The 13,980-nt window shown below is 70.9% G+C and carries 13 protein-coding genes and 1 tRNA gene; 9 read left to right on the forward strand and 5 right to left on the reverse strand.

Features of this window, described 5'->3' with window-relative positions; translation table 11 throughout:
- Positions 1-33: 33 nt before the first annotated feature.
- Positions 34-714 carry a phosphate signaling complex protein PhoU gene (gene phoU / locus BN1555_RS17560; RefSeq protein WP_093800266.1) on the reverse strand — a complete coding sequence of 227 codons (681 nt, stop codon included), beginning with the start codon at positions 712-714 and terminating at the stop codon, positions 34-36.
- 190 nt (positions 715-904) lie between these two features.
- On the opposite strand from phoU, the gene BN1555_RS17565 reads away from it, so the two are divergent.
- Both BN1555_RS17565 and BN1555_RS17570 read left to right on the forward strand, forming a co-directional pair.
- Positions 905-2,221, forward strand: a complete 1,317-nt coding sequence (locus tag BN1555_RS17565; protein WP_093800267.1) for a two-component system sensor histidine kinase PhoR — start codon at positions 905-907, stop codon at positions 2,219-2,221.
- Positions 2,218-2,898, forward strand: coding sequence for a two-component system response regulator PhoP (locus tag BN1555_RS17570; RefSeq protein WP_093800268.1), 681 nt, complete (start codon positions 2,218-2,220; stop codon positions 2,896-2,898). The genes BN1555_RS17565 and BN1555_RS17570 overlap by 4 nt, the downstream gene beginning before the upstream one ends.
- 95 nt (positions 2,899-2,993) lie before the next feature.
- On the opposite strand, the gene BN1555_RS17575 is transcribed toward BN1555_RS17570, so the two are convergent.
- Positions 2,994-3,674 carry a DUF461 domain-containing protein gene (locus BN1555_RS17575; protein WP_093800269.1) on the reverse strand — a complete coding sequence of 227 codons (681 nt, stop codon included), beginning with the start codon at positions 3,672-3,674 and terminating at the stop codon, positions 2,994-2,996.
- 590 nt (positions 3,675-4,264) lie between these two features.
- Between BN1555_RS17575 and BN1555_RS17585 the strand changes: the two genes are divergently transcribed.
- From BN1555_RS17585 to BN1555_RS17610, 6 genes are all read left to right on the forward strand, one after another.
- On the forward strand, positions 4,265-4,747 hold the full coding sequence (locus tag BN1555_RS17585; protein WP_006380568.1) for a CarD family transcriptional regulator: 483 nt from the start codon (positions 4,265-4,267) through the stop codon (positions 4,745-4,747).
- A gap of 299 nt (positions 4,748-5,046) precedes the next feature.
- Positions 5,047-5,814 carry a 2-C-methyl-D-erythritol 4-phosphate cytidylyltransferase gene (ispD, locus tag BN1555_RS17590; protein ID WP_093800271.1) on the forward strand — a complete coding sequence of 256 codons (768 nt, stop codon included), beginning with the start codon at positions 5,047-5,049 and terminating at the stop codon, positions 5,812-5,814.
- Positions 5,804-6,310, forward strand: a complete 507-nt coding sequence (gene ispF, locus BN1555_RS17595) for a 2-C-methyl-D-erythritol 2,4-cyclodiphosphate synthase (protein WP_093800272.1) — start codon at positions 5,804-5,806, stop codon at positions 6,308-6,310. Before ispD ends, ispF begins: the two co-directional genes overlap by 11 nt.
- Positions 6,311-6,464: 154 nt before the next feature.
- Complete coding sequence (gene cysS, locus BN1555_RS17600; protein ID WP_093803463.1) at positions 6,465-7,868, forward strand: cysteine--tRNA ligase; 1,404 nt, start codon at positions 6,465-6,467, stop codon at positions 7,866-7,868.
- Between the two features lie 90 nt (positions 7,869-7,958).
- A complete protein-coding gene (rlmB, locus tag BN1555_RS17605; RefSeq protein WP_028814603.1) occupies positions 7,959-8,915 on the forward strand; it encodes a 23S rRNA (guanosine(2251)-2'-O)-methyltransferase RlmB in 957 nt (318 codons plus the stop codon).
- A gap of 158 nt (positions 8,916-9,073) precedes the next feature.
- Positions 9,074-10,747, forward strand: a complete 1,674-nt coding sequence (locus BN1555_RS17610; RefSeq protein WP_093803464.1) for a DoxX family membrane protein — start codon at positions 9,074-9,076, stop codon at positions 10,745-10,747.
- A 118-nt stretch (positions 10,748-10,865) separates the two neighbouring features.
- Here BN1555_RS17610 and BN1555_RS17615 read toward each other — a convergent pair whose 3' ends face one another.
- The 3 genes from BN1555_RS17615 to BN1555_RS17625 all read right to left on the reverse strand — a co-directional run bounded on the left by BN1555_RS17615 (position 10,866) and on the right by BN1555_RS17625 (position 13,428).
- Positions 10,866-11,582, reverse strand: a complete 717-nt coding sequence (locus tag BN1555_RS17615) for a nucleotidyltransferase family protein (protein WP_093800273.1) — start codon at positions 11,580-11,582, stop codon at positions 10,866-10,868.
- A gap of 97 nt (positions 11,583-11,679) precedes the next feature.
- Positions 11,680-12,096 (reverse strand): hypothetical protein, encoded by a 417-nt coding sequence (locus tag BN1555_RS17620; RefSeq protein ID WP_093800274.1) that lies wholly within the window; start codon positions 12,094-12,096, stop codon positions 11,680-11,682.
- A gap of 195 nt (positions 12,097-12,291) precedes the next feature.
- Complete coding sequence (locus tag BN1555_RS17625; protein WP_093803466.1) at positions 12,292-13,428, reverse strand: ABC transporter ATP-binding protein; 1,137 nt, start codon at positions 13,426-13,428, stop codon at positions 12,292-12,294.
- 177 nt (positions 13,429-13,605) lie between these two features.
- Between BN1555_RS17625 and BN1555_RS17630 the strand changes: the two genes are divergently transcribed.
- Positions 13,606-13,682, forward strand: a tRNA-Thr gene (locus BN1555_RS17630).
- Positions 13,683-13,980 lie beyond the last annotated feature (298 nt).

A 13,980-nucleotide genomic window follows, 5' to 3' on the forward strand; every position in this document is an offset into this window, starting at 1 on the left:
CGCATCAACGGCGCACACGCGCAATTCCCGGGCTTACTCGCCCTGCGAGGGCGTGGCGGCCGCCTGGATCTCGTCCGCGTGCTCACCCGTCACCAGGTACACCACACGCTTCGCCACCGAGACCGCGTGGTCGGCGAAACGCTCGTAGTAACGGCCCAGCAGCGTGACGTCGACCGCCGTCTCGATGCCGTGCTTCCAGCGGTCGTCCATCAGGTGCTGGAACAGCGTGCGGTGCAGCAGGTCCATCTCGTCGTCGTCGTGCTCCAGCTGAAGCGCGAGGTCGACGTCCTTCGTGGTGATGACCTCCGCCGCCTTCGCCATCAGGCGCTGCGCGAGCTGGCCCATCTCCAGGATGGTCGCGTGCAGGTCGTGCGGCACGGCCGAGGCCGGGAAGCGCAGCCGGGCGAGCTTCGCCACGTGCTGGGCGAGGTCGCCCGAACGCTCCAGGTCGGCGCTCATCCGCAGCGAGGTGACGACGATCCGCAGGTCCGTCGCGACGGGCTGCTGACGGGCCAGCAGGGCTATCGCGCGCGCCTCCAGGTCGTGCTGGAGGTCGTCGACCTTCTGGTCGGCGGCGATCACGCTCTCGGCGAGCTTGAGGTCCGCGTCGAGCATGGCCGTGGTGGCCCGCCCGATCGCCGACCCGACGAGCCGGGCCATCTCGACCAGGGCTTCGCCGATCGAGTCAAGTTCCTCGTGGTACGCGTCGCGCATGAAAGTCCCTCTCTTGTCCTTCTGAGGTCAGCCTCTGAACCCCACGCTCCCACGTTCTGTCCGTTACGCGTCCGCTTCCGGCACCCCAAGTGAACCAACCCCGTCACCTCGGTGAACTCTGAGCGACGACTGTTCGAGCGTCCACCCTTTTGGCTGGGGCGGTGTCACCGTCCCGGCATAACCTGGACGCATGGACGTGAACGCGGCAGTCGCCGCAGCAGCAGCGATCGCCGGTCTGTGCACCGGCGTGGTCGCCGTGCTGACGTTCCGCTGGAGCGAGCGCGAGCAGTCCAGACCCACCCGGTCCTCGCTGCGCCCCGACATCAACGCGGTGCTGCCCCCGGGCGTCGACACCGTGCTCTCCGTACTCCGCTCCTCCGCCGTCGTACTGGACGAGAGCGACAGCGTCGTCAAGGCCAGCTCGGCCGCGTACGCCCTCGGGCTCGTCCGGGGCGGAAAGCTCGCCGTGGACCCCATGCTCCACATGGCCCGCGACACCCGCAGGGACGGCGAGATACGCCAGGTCGAGCTGGACCTCCCCCGTCGCGGCACGGGCCGCGGCGAGGCTCTCGCCGTGTCCGCCCGCGTCGCCCCGCTGGGCTCGCGCCTCGTCCTGCTCCTGGTGGAGGACCTCACCGAGGCCCGCCGCATCGAAGCGGTACGGCGCGACTTCGTCGCGAATGTCAGCCATGAGCTCAAGACTCCTACCGGAGCGCTCTCGCTGCTCTCCGAAGCCGTCATGGACGCGTCGGACGACCCGGAGGCGGTCACCCGGTTCGCGGGCCGCATGCAGATCGAGGCGACCCGCCTCACCAATCTGGTCCAGGAACTCATCGACCTCTCCCGCGTCCAGAACGACGACCCGCTGGAGGACGCCGAGCCGGTCCGCGTGGACGAACTGGTCGCCGAGGCCATGGACCGCAGCCGCCACGCCGCGTCCACCAAGAACATCACGATGGCCGCCGGCGGCACCGAGGGCCTGTACGTCTGGGGCAACCGCGGCCAGCTCGCCGCCGCACTCGGCAACCTCGTCGAGAACGCCGTCAACTACAGCCCGGCCCGCACCCGCGTCGGCATCGCCGGCCGCCGGATCTCCATGCCCGGCGGCGGGGGCGCCCCCCCGGCCCCCGGCGCCGGGGGACTGATCGAGATAGCCGTCACCGACCAGGGCATCGGCATCCCCGAGAGGGACCGCGAGCGGATCTTCGAGCGCTTCTACCGCGTGGACCCGGCCCGCTCCAGGGCGACCGGCGGCACCGGTCTGGGCCTCGCCATCGTCAAGCACGTGGCCGCCTCGCACGGCGGGGAGGTCGCGGTGTGGAGCTCCGAGGGACAGGGCTCCACCTTCACCCTGCGGCTGCCCGAAGCAGCCGCGCCGCGCGACCGGTCACCGGTCGCCGCTCCGGACGCCCCGGACATCCCGGACGACGACGTCGACGAGGACGACGGCGGCCCGTACAAGACCACTGATCGCGAACCCATTCCTGCCCCGGAGGTCCTTCCGTGACCCGAGTGCTCGTCGTCGAGGATGAGGAATCCTTCAGCGACGTCCTGTCCTACATGCTCCGCAAGGAGGGCTTCGAGGTCGCCATCGCGACCACCGGCCCCGACGGGCTCGACGAGTTCGAGCGCAACGGCGCCGACCTCGTCCTGCTGGACCTGATGCTCCCCGGCCTGCCCGGCACCGAGGTCTGCCGCCAGCTGCGCAGCCGTTCCAACGTCCCGGTCATCATGGTGACCGCCAAGGACAGTGAGATCGACAAGGTCGTGGGCCTGGAGATAGGAGCGGACGACTACGTCACGAAGCCCTTCTCCTCGCGCGAGCTGGTCGCCCGCATCCGCGCGGTGCTGCGCCGCAGGGGGGAGCCGGAGGAGGCCACCCCTGCGGCCCTGGAGGCTGGTCCGGTCCGCATGGACGTCGACCGTCACGTGGTCACGGTCGGCGGCGGCAAGGTCGACCTCCCGCTGAAGGAGTTCGACCTCCTGGAGATGCTGCTCCGCAACGCGGGTCGGGTCCTCACCCGCATGCAGCTGATCGACCGCGTGTGGGGCGCCGACTACGTGGGCGACACCAAGACCCTCGACGTCCACGTGAAGCGCCTGCGGGCCAAGATCGAGCCCGACCCGGGAGCGCCGCGCTACCTGGTGACGGTCCGCGGCCTGGGGTACAAGTTCGAGCCGTAGACCGGGACCGTTCACCGTTCACGCACGGGGGCGCCCCGCCGGTACGTACCGGCGGGGCGCCCCCGTGCGTGCTGTCCGCTGCGGCTGTACGGGCGTCAGTGCTCCGCGCCGTGCTCCTCGGCGTCGTCGCCCGCGGCCTCCCCGGAGGACGCGTCCTGCGGCGTGGACGAGGCCGTGGCGCCCGCGGCGCCGCCGTCCGCCTCGTCCGGGGAGCCGGTCGGCGTGCCCGTGGGGCTCGCGGTGGTGCCCGGCGGCTTCGGGAGCTCGCTCGGACCGAAGTCCTTGAAGTGGTGCGTCGCCGGGAACACCAGCGCCTGCAGCTCCACCGCACCGGTCTCGCTGAGCTCGAAGACCACCGGCTGCACGCCGCCGTCCTCCGCGGCCTCGCGGCCGTTCTCGATCACGGCGGAGGCGTTGCCCTCGCCGCCGAGGACGAGCGACCCGCCGGCGGGTACGGACACCGGGCCCGTGCCCTTGGCCGGCTTGAGCTTCACCTCGCCGCTCGCGCCGGGCAACTTGATCGATTCGAGCGTCTCGGCCCGGGCGCCGTTGTTGAACAGTGTCGCGGTGACGACCGCGGGGCCCTCGGCGTCGAGCTCCGGCTGGGTGACGACCGCCGCGTTCTGGATCTTGATATCGTCGACGGCGGCCTCGGCGTTGTCCGGCCTGATCTGCAGCGACTGCGCGTCGTTGCCCGCTCCGCAGGCGGCGAGCGAAGCGATCGAGAACACGATGGCGGTGGCGGCGAGGGCACCGCGTCGAAGGCTGCGGCTCACGGCGGCGGCATCTCCTGTCAGAGGTACGGACGTACGGGCGGACCCATCAGGTGCGAGCGACGTAAAGCCGCCCCAAGGGTGTGTCGGCGCGCTTAGGTTACCGAGCCGTCGACCGGCCCTCGCACCCGACCCGCCCCACCCTGCCCGCCCGTACCGGCCCACGCCTGCCCGGCGGCCTGTTTCGTACACCGCTCACATATCCGGGGAGGGACGAGAGCGCGTCCCGGACGCGGATTATCCGTAAGGAATGCATGGAGGCCCGGAATTGATCACAGCCGCACGTGATCAATTCCAGATTCGGGCCGAACGAGTGACCGGTCACCGAACGGAGTACGTCGACTTCACCGCTTGGAACCCGGCAAAACGGGACGTTCGGACTCTTCGGGGAGGCCCGTGATGTGTGTAACGTACGCGTTTCTCTCCGCCCGCACAGCCGCTCCGACCTGCGAATACCCGCTTCCGGAAGGCCCGCGCAGCACGTTCCTGTCGCTGTTGTCAAGCCCCGAGATATGCCCTGACCTGCGGAAACGCCATTCAGAAGAAGCCGTTTCCGTGTTACTCTGGATAGCCACGGAAGGGGTACCTGTCACATGACGTTCAAGGTTGGCGACACCGTGGTCTATCCCCATCACGGGGCCGCGCTGATCGAGGCTATCGAAACTCGCCAGATCAAAGGCGTGGACAAGACCTACTTGGTGCTCAAGGTCGCCCAGGGTGACTTGACTGTTCGTGTGCCTGCGGACAATGCGGAGTTCGTCGGTGTACGCGACGTAGTCGGTCAGGAAGGGCTCGACCGGGTCTTCGAGGTGCTCCGCGCACCGTATGCAGAAGAGCCGACGAACTGGTCCCGGCGCTACAAGGCAAATCTCGAGAAGCTCGCCTCCGGTGATGTCATCAAGGTCGCTGAGGTAGTGCGCGACCTGTGGCGCCGTGAGCGTGAGCGTGGTCTCTCCGCAGGTGAGAAGCGCATGCTCGCCAAGGCGCGCCAGATCCTGGTGAGCGAGCTCGCGCTCGCGGAGAACACGAATGAAGACAAGGCCGAGGCTCTGCTCGACGAGGTCCTCGCGTCCTGATCCCGGGTCGCAGGGGCTCCTTCCCTGATACCCAGCAACGATGCCGTGGTGCCCGCTGACAAGGCCGTCCAGCCCTTGTCGCCGGGCGCTGCGGCATGTCTCGTTCCCGTGCACCTCCGAACCGAACCGTCCCCCGGTGCTCCGGCATGCCGGCCCGGGCAACCGGCTCGACCGGTCCTCACGGAAGGGGCCGGTCAAGGCGTCGCGCCCGGCACGCTGTGGCCATACCCACGTAGGCCGCCGACACAAACCTGGCGGTCCCGAACCCGTTCCCGAAGCTGTCGGCCCCGGAGCTACCGATGACAGACGAATCGCGCCCCACGTCCACTCCGCAGACCACACCGCGCACCGCCGCCGTGATCCCCGCCGCGGGCCGCGGCGTGCGGCTCGGCCCCGGCGCGCCCAAGGCGCTCCGCGCGCTGAGCGGCACCCCCATGCTGATCCACGCGGTACGGGCCATGGCCAACTCCAGAGCCGTCGCGCTCGTCGTCGTGGTGGCCCCGCCGGACGGCGCCGCCGAGGTCAAGAACCTCCTCGCCGAGCACGCGCTGCCCGAGCGGACGGACTTCCTCGTCGTACCGGGCGGTGAGACGCGCCAGGAATCGGTGCGGCTCGGACTCGAGGCCCTGCCCGACGACATCACCGCCGTCCTCGTGCACGACGCGGCCCGCCCGCTCGTGCCCGTCGACACCGTCGACGCGGTCGTCGAGGCCGTACGGGACGGAGCGGCCGCCGTGGTGCCCGCGATGCCGCTCGCCGACACCGTCAAGGAGGTCGAGCCCCGGGAGAAGGGCGAGCCCGAACCGGTCGTCGCCACGCCCGAGCGGGCGCGGCTGCGTGCCGTGCAGACCCCGCAGGGCTTCGACCGTGCCACCCTCGTCCGCGCCCACGAGACGATCACGGCGAAGGGTGAAGGCGCGACGGACTGCGCCGGGATGGTCGAGCGGCTCGGCGTGCAGGTCGTGGTCGTACCCGGCCACGAAGAGGCGTTCAAGGTGACCCGGCCGCTGGACCTCGTCCTGGCCGAGGCGGTACTCGCCCGCAGGAGGGCAAACGATGGCTTCTGAGATCTCCGCGGGTCTCCCCCCGATGCCGCTGGTCGGCATCGGAACCGACATCCACGCCTTCGAGGAGGGCCGCGAGCTGTGGTGCGGCGGCCTGCTCTGGGAGGGCGAGGGCCCCGGCCTGGCCGGCCACTCGGACGCCGACGTCGTCGCGCACGCCGCCTGCAACGCCCTCTTCTCCGCCGCCGGCCTCGGCGACCTCGGCGCGCACTTCGGCACCGGCCGCCCCGAGTGGTCCGGCGCCTCGGGCATCACGCTGCTCACCGAGGCCGCCCGGATCGTACGGTCCGAGGGCTTCGAGATCGGCAACGTCGCCGTCCAGGTCGTCGGCGTACGACCGAAGATCGGCAAGCGGCGCGACGAGGCGCAGAAGGTGCTCTCGGCCGCGGCCGGCGCGCCGGTCTCGCTGTCGGCCGCCACGTCCGACGGCCTCGGCTTCACCGGCCGCGGCGAGGGCCTCGCGGCGATCGCCACGGCACTGGTCGTCCGCACCGCCTGAGCGCCGCGGGGCGCCCGAGGCGGGGCGGGGAACCCGCCGCGGGGCACCTGTCGGCCCGTACGGGTGAACCACAGCCGCGGCGCCCTCCGCGCCGCGGCCCCCCAGTACCGGAAAGGGTCGCTGGGCACTGCCGTCCGCCCACTACCCTGGTGTGGTGACTATTCGGCTGTACGACACCAGCGCCCGGCAGACTCGCGACTTCTCCCCGCTCACTCCGGGCTGCGTCTCGATCTACCTGTGTGGCGCTACCGTGCAGGCCGCCCCCCACATCGGGCACATCAGGTCGGGGCTCAACTTCGACATCATGCGCCGCTGGTTCGCCTACCGGGGCTACGACGTGACGTTCGTCCGCAACGTCACGGACATCGACGACAAGATCATCAAGAAGTCGGCGGAACAGGGCCGCCCCTGGTGGTCGATCGGCTACGAGAACGAGCGCGCCTTCAACGACGGCTACGCCGCCCTCGGCTGCCTCCCGCCCACCTACGAGCCCCGCGCCACCGGCCACGTCCCCGAGATGGTCGAGATGATGCGCGGCCTCATCGAACGCGGGCACGCGTACGAGGCCGACGGGAACGTCTACTTCGACGTCCGCTCGTACCCCGGCTACCTGGAGCTCTCCAACCAGGAGCTGGACAACCTCCTCCAGCCGTCCGGCGAGGGCGAGACCGGCAAGCGCGACCCGCGCGACTTCGCCATGTGGAAGGCCGCGAAGCCCGGCGAGCCGAGCTGGGAGACCCCGTGGGGACGCGGGCGCCCCGGCTGGCACCTGGAGTGCTCCGCGATGGCCCACAAGTACCTGGGATCCGCCTTCGACATCCACGGCGGCGGCATCGACCTGATCTTCCCGCACCACGAGAACGAGATCGCCCAGGCCAAGGCGTTCGGCGACGACTTCGCCACCTACTGGGTGCACAACCACTGGGTCACCATGGCCGGCGAGAAGATGTCGAAGTCGCTGGGCAACTCGGTCCTCGTCTCCGAGATGGTCAAGCAGTGGCGCCCGATCGTCCTGCGCTACTACCTCGGTACGCCGCACTACCGCTCCACCATCGAGTACAGCGAGGAGGCCCTGCGCGAGGCGGAGTCCGCCTTCTCGCGCATCGAGGGCTTCGTCCAGCGCGTCGTCGAGAAGGCCGGCGGCGACGTCGAGCCCGCGGCCGAGGTCCCGCCCGCCTTCGCCGAGGCGATGGACGACGACCTGGGCGTCCCGCAGGCGCTCGCGATCATCCACACCACGGTGCGCCAGGGCAACTCGGCGCTGGCCGCCGACGACAAGGACGCGGCCGTCGCGCGGCTGGCGGAGGTACGGGCGATGCTCGGCGTCCTCGGCCTCGACCCGCTCGACGAGCAGTGGACGGGCGGCGGCACGGACCGCGGAGAGGACCTCCACGGCGTCGTCGACACGCTCGTACGCCTCGTGCTGGACCAGCGCCAGTCGGCCCGCGACCGCAAGGACTGGGCCGCGGCCGACGCGATCCGCGACCAGCTCCAGCAGTCCGGCCTCGTCATCGAGGACAGCCCGTCGGGCCCGCGATGGACCCTCGGTCCGCGCTGACCGGCACGCGCGATGTGCCGCCCGGCCCCCGGGCGGCACACTTTCCCTTATACGCACGCACGTCTGAAGCAACGGAACAGGTAACAGGTCATGGCCGGGAACAGCCAGCGCAGGAACCGCCGCACGTCCAACAAGAAGGGCGCTACGGTCGGCAGCGGTGGCCAGCGGCGCAAGGGCCTCGAAGGCCGCGGCCCGACGCCGCCCGCCGAGGCCCGCAAGAAGCACAAGAAGAACCGCATCGCCACCGCCAAGGCCAAGCAGGCCGCGGTCCGCCGTCCGGCTCCGCGCCGCGGCGGCGTCAAGGGCACGTCCGAGATGGTCGTCGGCCGCAACCCGGTCTTCGAGGCGCTGCGCGACGGCGTCCCGGCGACCACGCTGTACGTCCAGCAGTACATCGACAACGACGAGCGGGTGCGCGAGGCGCTCCAGCTCGCGGGCGAGCGCGGCAACATCAACCTGATGGAGGCCCCGCGTCCGGAGCTCGACCGGATGACGAACGGCCTGAACCACCAGGGCCTCGTCCTCCAGGTCCCGCCGTACGAGTACGCGCACCCGGACGACCTCACGGCGGCGGCGTACGACAAGCACGAGGACCCGCTGATCGTCGCCCTCGACGGGGTGACCGACCCGCGCAACCTCGGCGCGATCGTCCGCTCGGTCTCCGCGTTCGGCGGCCACGGCGTGGTCGTGCCGGAGCGCCGCGCGGCGGGCATGACGGCCGGTGCGTGGAAGTCCTCCGCCGGCACCGCGGCCCGTACGCCGGTCTCCCGCGTCACCAACCTGACGCGCGCCCTGGAGGGCTACCAGAAGGCCGGGATCACGGTCGTGGGCCTGGCGGCCGACGGCGAGCACACGGTCCAGGACCTGGAGCAGCTGGGCGGACCGGTCGTCATCGTCATCGGCAGCGAGGGCAAGGGCCTCGGCCGCCTCGTCGGCGAGACCTGCGACTACCTGGTCCGCATCCCAATGCCGGGCGGTGCCGAGTCGCTGAACGCCGGCGTCGCGGCGGGCATCGTGCTCTGGGAGGCGGCGCAGCGCAGGCGCTGACCTCCTTGGGGCGAGAAAAGATGTTTTGCCCGGTAAGAGCGGCTTGACGGGTCTCGGACAGATCAAGCTCGTCAAGGCAGTGTCCTAAACGCCCATCACTCGGTTAGATGAGTGTGGACACCAGAACACCCGGGACCGACGATCAGCCCGTCCTGAGCATGGTCAAGGTGCCCTGCGACCCAGCGCAGGTCACCGCCAACCACGCCGTTTTCCGCGTGCAGTTCGCCCCGGCCCCGAGCAGGAGGCCCGTCCCGCCGTACGCGGGAGCGGGCGGTGTGGGCGCCGGCCTGGGGGACACGGGACGGTTCCCGGCCGGGAACGTCAAGGCCGTGGTGCGGCGCCGGGCGCCCATCGTCTGGAGCGGCAAGTCCGAGCCGGGGGACCCCGGCGCCACCGGACTGCTCCAGGCCGTACGCAACTCCTCGGTCGGCGGTGAGCGCCTCGACAGCGGCGCCACGCAGGTCATCCCCCGGACCGCCGTGGACGGAAACGCGGAGGACACGGCGGCGCTCCCCACCGTCATCGGGCCGCGCAGCCCCGAGTCGCCCATGACGCAGATGCTGCCCAGGACGAAGCCGGCCGTCGGCGCCTACGACGACCCCGGCCCGGACACCCGGGGCGCCTACGCGGACGACCGGTTCGACGAGTACGGCGACCCGGGCGAGGACGGCGAGGACGAGGCGTACGGCGAGGACGGCGCGCGCGGCCGGAACACCGAGGCGGCCGCCGTCCGGCACGGCTACTACCCCGGGCGGCGGATGAACCTCGGTGTGGTGCTGCTGCCGCTGAGGGTGTTCCTCGGCTTCATCTCCATCTACGCCGGCATGGGCAAGCTCTGCGACCCCGTCTACTTCGACGGCGGCGAGCGCGGCTCGATGGTCAAGTGGCTCAACTCGCTGCACCCCTGGACCCTCGCCGAACCGCTGCGCGACTTCGCGCTCACCCACCCGGTGGGCGCCGGCCTGACCGTCGCGTTCCTCCAGGTCGTCGTCGGCGTACTGACGGTGCTGGGGCTGTGGCAGCGGGTCGCCGCCTGCTTCGGGACGCTGCTCTCCGCCGCGCTGCTCGTGACGGTGAGCTGGAAGACCGTACCGGCGTACGACGCGCCCGACATCATCTACCTCGCCGCCTGGTCCCCACTGATCATCGCGGGCGCGCCCGTCTACTCCATCGACGGCCGCCTCGCCGGCGAAGCCTGGCGCAAGCTCGGGCCGCGCTCCGAACTGTGGGAGCTGCGGCGGCGTGTACTGCGGCGCGGCGCCCTCGTCGCCTCCCTGGTGGTCGGCCTGACGATGCTCGTCGGCTCGATGCTGGGCGGGGCCGTACGTTCCTCGGAACTGGTGACCGTGCCCGGCCCGAACGACGACCCGACCAACTACCTGCCGGGAGCCCCGCTCCCCCGGGAGACCGGCAGCGGCAAGGCCCGTTCCTCGCAGGCGCCGGCGAGCCGCAAGCCCACCCCCTCCGCCAGCAGCTCCGCCGCCCCTTCGGCCAGAGCCACGACCCCGGACGCGGTCCGCGAGACCAGCACGGCCGGCGCGGCCGGCACGGGCGCCCAGCCGAGCCAGACGCAGGGCAGTACGGCGGGCCAGGCCCCGCCCCCGCAGCAGCCCGCACCGCCGCAGGCACCCACCACCAGCGCCGGACCGTCGTCCAGCGGCGTGGGCAGCGGTGGAACCACCGGCGGCGGCTCCACCACCGGCGGGGGCACCACGGGCGGGGGCACCACCGGCGGCTCCACCACGGGCGGCTCCACCACGGGTGGCGGTGGGAGCGGCAGTGGCGGAAGCGGCGGCAACGACGGCAGGGTGATCGGCGGCCTGCTCGGCTAGACCGCCCCGCACGGCACGTACGGCGAAGGGCCCGGCGCACGGGACGAGTGGATGTGCGCCGGGCCCTTCGCCTTCGCCGTATGTACGGGTACGTAAGGACGTGCGGGTGCGGAAGGGCTCAACCGCGCGCGGCCGCGAGCTCCTTGGCGGCCTCGGTGAGGTCCTTGGCGGTGTCGATGGCCCGCCAGTACGCCCCCTGCGGCAGCGGGAAGCCCGCCAGACGGCGCTCTCGCGCCAGCCGGGGGAACGTGGTGCGCTCGTGGTCGCCCCGGTCCGGGAGAAGCCCTGTGAAGGCCGCGGAGAAGACGTACACGCCCGCGTTGATGAGGTACGGCGAGAGCGGCGACTCGATGAAGTCGGTGATGTGCCCGAAGGTGTCCGTCTCGACGGCGCCCCAGGGGATCCGGGGACGGGCGAGGGCGAGCGTGGCGGTGGCGTCGCGCTCGGTGTGGAAGGCCGCCATGTCGCGCAGCGAGAAGCGCGTCCAGATGTCGCCGTTGGTCGCGTACCAGGGGCGATCGGGGTGCGGGAGGTGCGCGGCGGCGTACTTGAGGCCGCCGCCGCGGCCCAGCGGCTCCTTCTCCACCACGGTGGTGACGCGCAGCGGGAGTTCGGCGGAATCCAGCCACTCCTGGAGGACGCCGGCGAGATGGCCGCAGGAGACGACCACGTCCCTCACGCCCTCGGCGGCCAGCCAGGAAAGCTGATGGCCGATGATCGGGGTCCCGGTGCCAGGGATCTCGATCATCGGCTTGGGGCGGTCGTCGGTGTAGGGGCGCAGCCGCGAACCCTGGCCGCCTGCCAGGATCACGGCCTGCGTCGGAGACGTAGTCATACGGGGCACGATATGCGGCGGGACGTCGGCGGCCCGACGGTGCCCGGTTCTGGTCAGCCTCTCGGCTGCTCGGATGCCCGGTCGGCCCGGCCGCCGCTCAGCCGGTCTGCCGGGCCACGCCGGAGGCGAAGGAGGTGTCGCAGACGGGGCGCGAGAACGACTGCGCGCGCGTCGGGCCGTAGTGGTCCACCGCGGCGCGGCCGAGCGAGCGGGCGATCGACATGCAGTGCTGGGCGAGCGAAGGACGCCGCTCGATCTCGCGCTGGAGGTGGGTGAGCGCGACGCCGGGGTCCTTCTCCTGGAGTTCGAGGAGGAGCTTGTCGCGCAGGATGTCCTGCGGGGCACGGGACTTGGCGCGTACGTTCACCTTCTCGGAGGACGCGGTCAGGACCTGTGACTCGGGTCCGCTCGTGGACCACGGGACACGGGTGACCGCGAGGGTCCCGGAGAGCACCAGGACGACGGGCAGGACGAGAGCGAGACTTCGGCCGATTCGGCGGGCTGTGTGGGTCACGCGAGCGAGCGTAGCGGCCGGTAATGATTTGGCGACATTTAGTCACCCTTGCGGGGGATGGTTCGAGGTAATTTTTCGAATCCGTGTTGACGTACAGAGTTCGAAATGGCCGTTCTGCCGGGGTATTTGTCGACACCTGAGGCGCATGCGAAGGGCCCCGCACCGGAGTGCGGGGCCCTTCGCGCGCAGTTGATGTCAGTCGCTGAGGCGCTCGCCGGTCGACGAGGAGAAGACGTGCATCTCGCCCGCGCGCGGCACGACGTGCAGCTCGACGCCCTTGTCCGGAACGGCGCGGCCGTTGACGCGGACCACCAGGTCCTGGTGCTCGCCGCCGACCTGCGCGCTGCCGTACACGTAACCGTCGGCGCCGAGCTCCTCGACGACGTTGACGGTGACGGCCAGACCGGCCGGGGCGTCGGCGGCGGCCTTGGTGAGCGACGCGGCGGCGGCGCCGCCCTGCTCGACGATGTCGAAGTGCTCGGGGCGGACGCCGACCGTGACGGTGGTGTCGCCCTTGTCGGCCGCGGCGGAGAGCGCTTCGCGGGAGACCGGGACGACGCTGTTGCCGAACTTCACACCGCCGTCGGCGATCGGGACCTCGACCAGGTTCATGGCGGGGGAGCCGATGAAGCCGGCGACGAAGAGGTTCGCGGGACGGTCGTACATGTTGCGCGGCGAGTCGACCTGCTGGAGCAGGCCGTCCTTCAGTACGGCCACCCGGTCGCCCATGGTCATGGCCTCGACCTGGTCGTGCGTGACGTACACCGTGGTGATGCCGAGGCGGCGCTGGAGCGAGGCGATCTGCGTACGGGTCGAGACGCGGAGCTTGGCGTCGAGGTTCGACAGCGGCTCGTCCATGAGGAAGACCTGCGGCTCACGCACGATGGCGCGGCCCATCGCGACACGCTGGCGCTGACCGCCGGAGAGCGCCTTCGGCTTGCGGTCCAGGTACTCGGTGAGGTCGAGGATCTTCGCGGCCTCTTCGACCTTCTTGCGGATCTCCGCCTTGTTCACGCCGGCGATCTTGAGCGCGAAGCCCATGTTGTCGGCGACGGACATGTGCGGGTACAGCGCGTAGTTCTGGAACACCATGGCGATGTCCCGGTCCTTCGGCGGCAGGTGGGTGACGTCGCGGTCGCCGATGCGGATGGCGCCGCCGTTGACGTCCTCAAGACCCGCGAGCATGCGCAGGGAGGTCGACTTGCCGCAGCCGGAGGGACCGACGAGGACGAGGAACTCGCCGTCCTCGATCTCGATCTCGAGCTGGTCGACGGCGGGCTTGGTGGAGCCCGGGTAGAGCCGGGTGGCCTTGTCGAACGAGACAGTTGCCATGGTGATGTGCTCCTTCACCGGCAGGAACGTGCCGGACGATCCGAGTAAGGGAGTGGTCTGGTCCACAGGCGTGAACCTGCCGTGACGCTACCTGGCGATGCCCGTTCTGTCAGTAGCCGGAAGGCGACGGAATTTTCGACCAGGGCGCCGGGCGATCCGGTTAGACTTCTCGGACGCGCCTCCTTAGCTCAGCTGGCCAGAGCAACGCACTTGTAATGCGTAGGTCGTCGGTTCGAATCCGACAGGGGGCTCCACCAGGGAAAACGCCCCGAACTTCGAAAGTTCGGGGCGTTTTGCTCTGCGAAGTGGCGATGGCCGACGACGGCCTTTCGGGTGGCCTGGGCAGAGTTCTCCCCAGGGTCCGTACAACCCCCACGCCCCGGAAACCGTCTCCTGTGCGCCGACCGCCGCGTGATGCCGTGCCTCATTCCGGACGAACACGGAGGAAACGCACCCTTTGGCCGAGGTCACTCCTCCGGGCGTGGTCCCACCGGCCGATCCGGTTTCCACCACAGCAACCGAACACCCCGGGCCCGCGCCCACCGCAGCGGT

The sequence above is a fragment of the Streptomyces sp. Wb2n-11 genome (assembly GCF_001049855.1).
GTDB classification, from domain to species: Bacteria; Actinomycetota; Actinomycetes; order Streptomycetales; family Streptomycetaceae; genus Streptomyces; species Streptomyces altiplanensis.